Origin of the sequence: Apibacter sp. (assembly GCF_025291155.1) — a bacterium.
Classification (GTDB): domain Bacteria; phylum Bacteroidota; class Bacteroidia; order Flavobacteriales; family Weeksellaceae; genus Apibacter.
Map to the genome: position 1 here is coordinate 1 of NZ_JAMBJZ010000122.1, position 4,792 is coordinate 4,792.

3 protein-coding genes are annotated in these 4,792 nt (G+C 35.2%); all 3 read right to left on the minus strand.

Annotation, left to right across the window (positions count from 1 at the left end; genetic code table 11):
• Window positions 1-2,584, minus strand: a 2,584-nt coding sequence (locus M3Z80_RS09220; RefSeq protein ID WP_293919322.1) for a DUF6531 domain-containing protein, incomplete at its 3' end; no start/stop codon positions are given.
• A 13-nt stretch (window positions 2,585-2,597) separates the two neighbouring features.
• Entirely contained in the window at window positions 2,598-3,917 is a 1,320-nt protein-coding gene (locus M3Z80_RS09225) for a hypothetical protein (protein ID WP_293919323.1), read from the minus strand.
• An 11-nt stretch (window positions 3,918-3,928) separates the two neighbouring features.
• Window positions 3,929-4,792, minus strand: an 864-nt coding sequence (locus tag M3Z80_RS09230; RefSeq protein ID WP_293919324.1) for a phage baseplate assembly protein V, incomplete at its 5' end; no start/stop codon positions are given.

Here is a 4,792-nt window from a genome sequence, read left to right on the forward strand (position 1 = left end):
CGAGTGAACTTTTAACATTCGTTCTATTGCCATTTTCATCGTAAGTACTAAATATATGATGTCCTTGATCTTCCGGCAATCCGCTGGATTGAATTTCTTCGACGATTCTTCCGGCCTTATCCCGTATTAGTTTTATGCAATTATCTTGGTTTCTGGCTTCTATAAGTTGTCCGTTTTTATCGTATTCGAAAGTTTCCCAAGTTCCGTCGGAATATTCTTGTCGGATGATTTGTCCACGAAGATCATATTCAAATAGGGTATAGGAGCCATCGCTTTTATCTATTTTTATAACTTTTCCGGCGCGGTCGCGGATGTAATGGGTAGCCATACGGTCAAAAGCAATTTCTTGGTTTATATCGCCTCTGCAATTTCGAAGAAATCTATAAATTTCATTTTTTTGATTTCGGACTTCTTTAATTCTTTCCATCTTATCATAAGAAAACTGAACCTTTTTTCCGTTTTGTTCCCTCATAAGCAAACTACCTAAAGGAGTATACTGAAAGGTTACTTTTTTACTTCCATCGAAAGCCTCCAGAATTTCTTCATAGGCATTGTAATTAAATCGAGTTTCTTTGCCTTCAGACAGTACAGAAACCACTCGTGAAAGCTCATCATAGCGGAATTGTTGGGATATACCCTGTACAGTTTTAATATGCGTTACATTCCCCCGATAGTCATACTCCCATTCGGTGGTTAGCTTATTTTTATCCGCTAAGGAAATAAGATTATGTTGTTTATCGTAAGCAAAAAACAAAGAATTTCCGTTTTTACGGATCTCAGACAACAAATTTTGCTCATTGTACTCAAATACCGTAAAAGTGTCATCCGGCTCAATGATAGCATGTAATAAAGGACTTTCATCATTGTATACATAAGATTTTTTTTGTCCTTCAGGAGAAATGGTCAGTGTAAGCCGGTTTTTTTCATCATACATAAAGATTTGTTCACTACCATCGGGATAGGTAATAGCCGTTTGATTGCCATGGTTGTCATAGCTGTATCCGGTACAGTTACCTTCTTCATCAATTTCTCGATACAGCTCCATAAATTCTGTATAATGGAAAAATTTAGAATTACCCAACGGGTCTTTTATTTGAGTAACCAGTTGATCCGGAGTATAATAATAATAAGATTGCGCGCCCTGTGAATCGATAATGCAATTATAGCCTTTTTGAGGGAAGTATTTCATGCGCCCTTCTTGTAAACCACCATCCCCCCAGGTATGTATACATCTGGCGCCTACATCTTTGTCATCATATTCCCAATAAAAAGATTGTCCGTTACGATCGGTTTTCTTAACCATCAAAGTTCCGTTATACCGGATATGAGTGGTTTGGTTTCTCCCGTCTGTAATTTCAGTCATATTGCCAATTTCATCATAATGATATTGGACAAGGGTTTCTTCCTTATTGGTATTTTCATTAACCAAAACTATGTGAATGATTTTATTACCATTCTGATATAGTTTTATTTTTCTATTGGCGGTATCGATAATTTCAGAAAGGACTTTTCCTGAATAATTAAATTGTAGACAATGTCCGGCTAAATTTTGTATTTTATTAAGTTTATATTGGTATTGAGATATTCTATGTTTATAAAAATAAGTTTGTTGATTGGAGTGAAGAAATAATTCATACCCGTTCTTTGTTCTTGTTAAGGTCATTTTTTCCTCTCTCAAGTAAAAATTTTGGTCTATTTCAAGTAGCGGAAATTCTATAACCCTACCGTCTTCGGCTCTAAGGAGAATTACCTGGTCATCAGGAAATATTTCAACATCCAGATCATAATTTGCATGTACCCCATGCCCTAAAGGACCTGAATAATCGGAATCTGAATACCAAGCTCGTTTCCATTCCAAAGGTATATTTCCCGGCAAAGTAAAATCTGTACCTTCATAAACAACAGCCCCGGTAACTAAATTAACCGGTTCAAACTTTAAAGAACATAAAAATTTACTGAGTTTGTTCGGTCCCTTTTTTGCTTGTGAACTATGGTTTAATTTTGTTATAATTTTTTTAGTTTTCTTTAATCCTTTACCAACGCCTTTCATAATTGCCCCGAATCCGAAACTCATAACTAAACCGGTTATCATCCCCCCCCAATCGGGAGTATAGGGGCCTCCTACATTTACTTTAGGGCCAAATGAAATAGGCAAAGAGTAGGAGGTAGGAGCAAAAAGAGTAGGGATAAGTTTCCAGAATTTTTTCTTTCCCGGTTGTAATGATAATGGTATACCAATATCATTACAAGTCATAAGCATGTGTCCTTTAGGGCTTAAACGAGTACTATCGGCAAAAACCTTTTCAGCAGCAAAAAAATTCATGGATTGATGTCCGATGATGGGAGCCATGGCCCAAGGAGGTGTAAAAAGAGGTATATGCATTAAGGTGAGTATGATTCCATTGGTATCGGAAACTCCTCTTTTTTTTCCATTTACTTGAACATTTGATCCAATAAAAGGGATATAATCCATAGGATCCATTACTATTCCTATATAGGGATGAAATGGATTGAAAGGGGGTAAAGTGGTAAAGTGTATATCTATTCCCAATACGGGAGTAAGATGATTGTCTGTTAATAGCATTTTTATAGATTAATTAGGGCGTGGTTTGTAAATTCGAATAGGCTTGATGTCTCCATTTCTTTCCATATAGACGTATCAAACGTTGATCAATAGTTTGATATTCTTCTTGAGTAAGGGTTGGGGAATTGGATAGGTAATAGTTAGCTATATAATTGAATTCCGTAGCCTTAATGAATTCGTCATCCTGTTTGTATAATTCTTTAAATATTCCATTTTCCAAATATTGATTCATATCTGATTTCATAAATTTTTTTTCGGCTATGATAATGGCATTTTTACAGCTACTAATAGCTTCCATATAATGTTGAAATTTCATAGCCTCTTGCGTACCTTTGATGAACCATTCCCAAGCTTTGGAAGAATTACCCTCTATGCTATAATATGAGGCTTTATAATTATATAATTGGAGTAAAATTCCTAAGGAAGAAGTATCATTATTTTTTAGTTGTGAATAACAAATTTTAATTCCTTTATCTAATAAGGGTTGAATGGACAAATCTTTAAATCCGAATAAAAAACCCGCATAAATTAGATGAGCAGATGCCCAAATGCCCTTATCTCCGGTAGACTGTCCAACTTCAAGCAATTTTTTTCCCCAGTGGTGTACTCCGTTTTTATTTTGAGCGGAAGCTTTTTTACCCATTTCAAGCATACAGTTATTAAATTTTACCTGAGGATCTGAAGGGTTTCCACTTCTAATAATATCTTGATAGGCCCCTTTCATGTTTTGGCTTTCAATATGTAAAGAATAACTGCTGAAATTTGAATTATTCATCACCGGTGAATAATACAAGTTTTGAGTATAGTCTGTCAGAACTATACCTATATCTTGCGGAAGCTGCAAAGCAAATTTTTCAATCCACTTAGCAAAATCTGGATAACTATATATTTTTCTAGGTACTATTCCTATTCTTAGATTTTCTGTTGGAAAAGGGATAGATTTTTTGTAACTGGCCAGCATTTCAATAAGTAGATGCCCCTGAGGTAGATTCGGATTTGCCAGAAGGATTTTATCTTTATAAGTGGTAAATTCTGTCCAAGGTAAATCCGGGTATTTACTTAAGCTTTTTTCATACTCTAAAATCCAATCCTTAGCTAATCGATATGAATATTCTTTACTATTTTCAAAATCCGTTAACATTACAACCAATACCTCATCAATACTGCGGTGTATGGAAGATTCTAACTTATAAAATCCGTTTATAAGAGGTAGATCGTCTTCATCATCCAATAAAAAACGAACTACTTTATAATTATTATTCTGAATTTGATCTTTCCAACTTTCCTGTATTCGATTTATTCGAATGGCAATTGGGTTATGTTCATTGTTCATAACTTCAACTTTTAATTAAGGTTGACAGAATCAGATCCTTTGATGTTTGATATTGAGGATTCAACATCTATAGTTTGCCCTGATTTTATTTCTACTTGCCCTTTAGCATTTATGGTTACTTTAGGAGCTTCTTTTGCAATGAGGGTTTTACTTATCGTTTTAACAATGTCTGTGCCTGTAGCGGTATGAGATTTTGTAGTAGATTCAATTTTATCCTCTCCTTCAATTTTTATTTCTTTACCTTTGATGATTATTTTACCATCTTTATAAAGTTCAATGCTGGATTCTCCACTTTTGATGGTAATTTTATCTCTAGAATCCAAATCTGTATTGCCAGCCCCATCCATTTTCAAACTAGCAGTTCCTTGATCTGCCAAGTTCATATTTCCTTTTTGATCATTAAAGGTAATATTAGATCCCGCAGCAGTTTGTAATCCCTTCATATAATTTCCTGCCCCTCCATGTCCGGATTTTCCTCCTCCGTTGAACATTGCCCCTAAACTTACCGGCTTCTCTGCATTTCCGTTTTCAAAGCTTACGATCACCTCTTCACCTATTTCCGGTACTATGTGCATTCCTTTTCCTTTTCCGGCATAGGGAGTAATAGAACGGATCCAAGGAGTCATACCATTAAAATGCTTCTGCCATGGAAATTGTACCCTAATTCGTGACATTCCTTCCGGATCGTTATTATCCATTACTATGGCTGATTGTTCTTCACATAAAGGGATGGCATCCTCATCCATATATTCAGGAACCATATTATCCATCGGTACCCCAACCAATTCATTATAATATCCTTCTGTAATGTCCTGATAATGTGTAATTTCTATAATTTTATATCGCTCTAAAGGGATTTCTCCATTTTTAAACAT

Coding starts and splice junctions, on each gene's coding strand:
- M3Z80_RS09225 (WP_293919323.1), bottom strand. CDS start 3,917: ATGAACAATGAACATAACCCAATTGCCATTCGAATAAATCGAATACAG.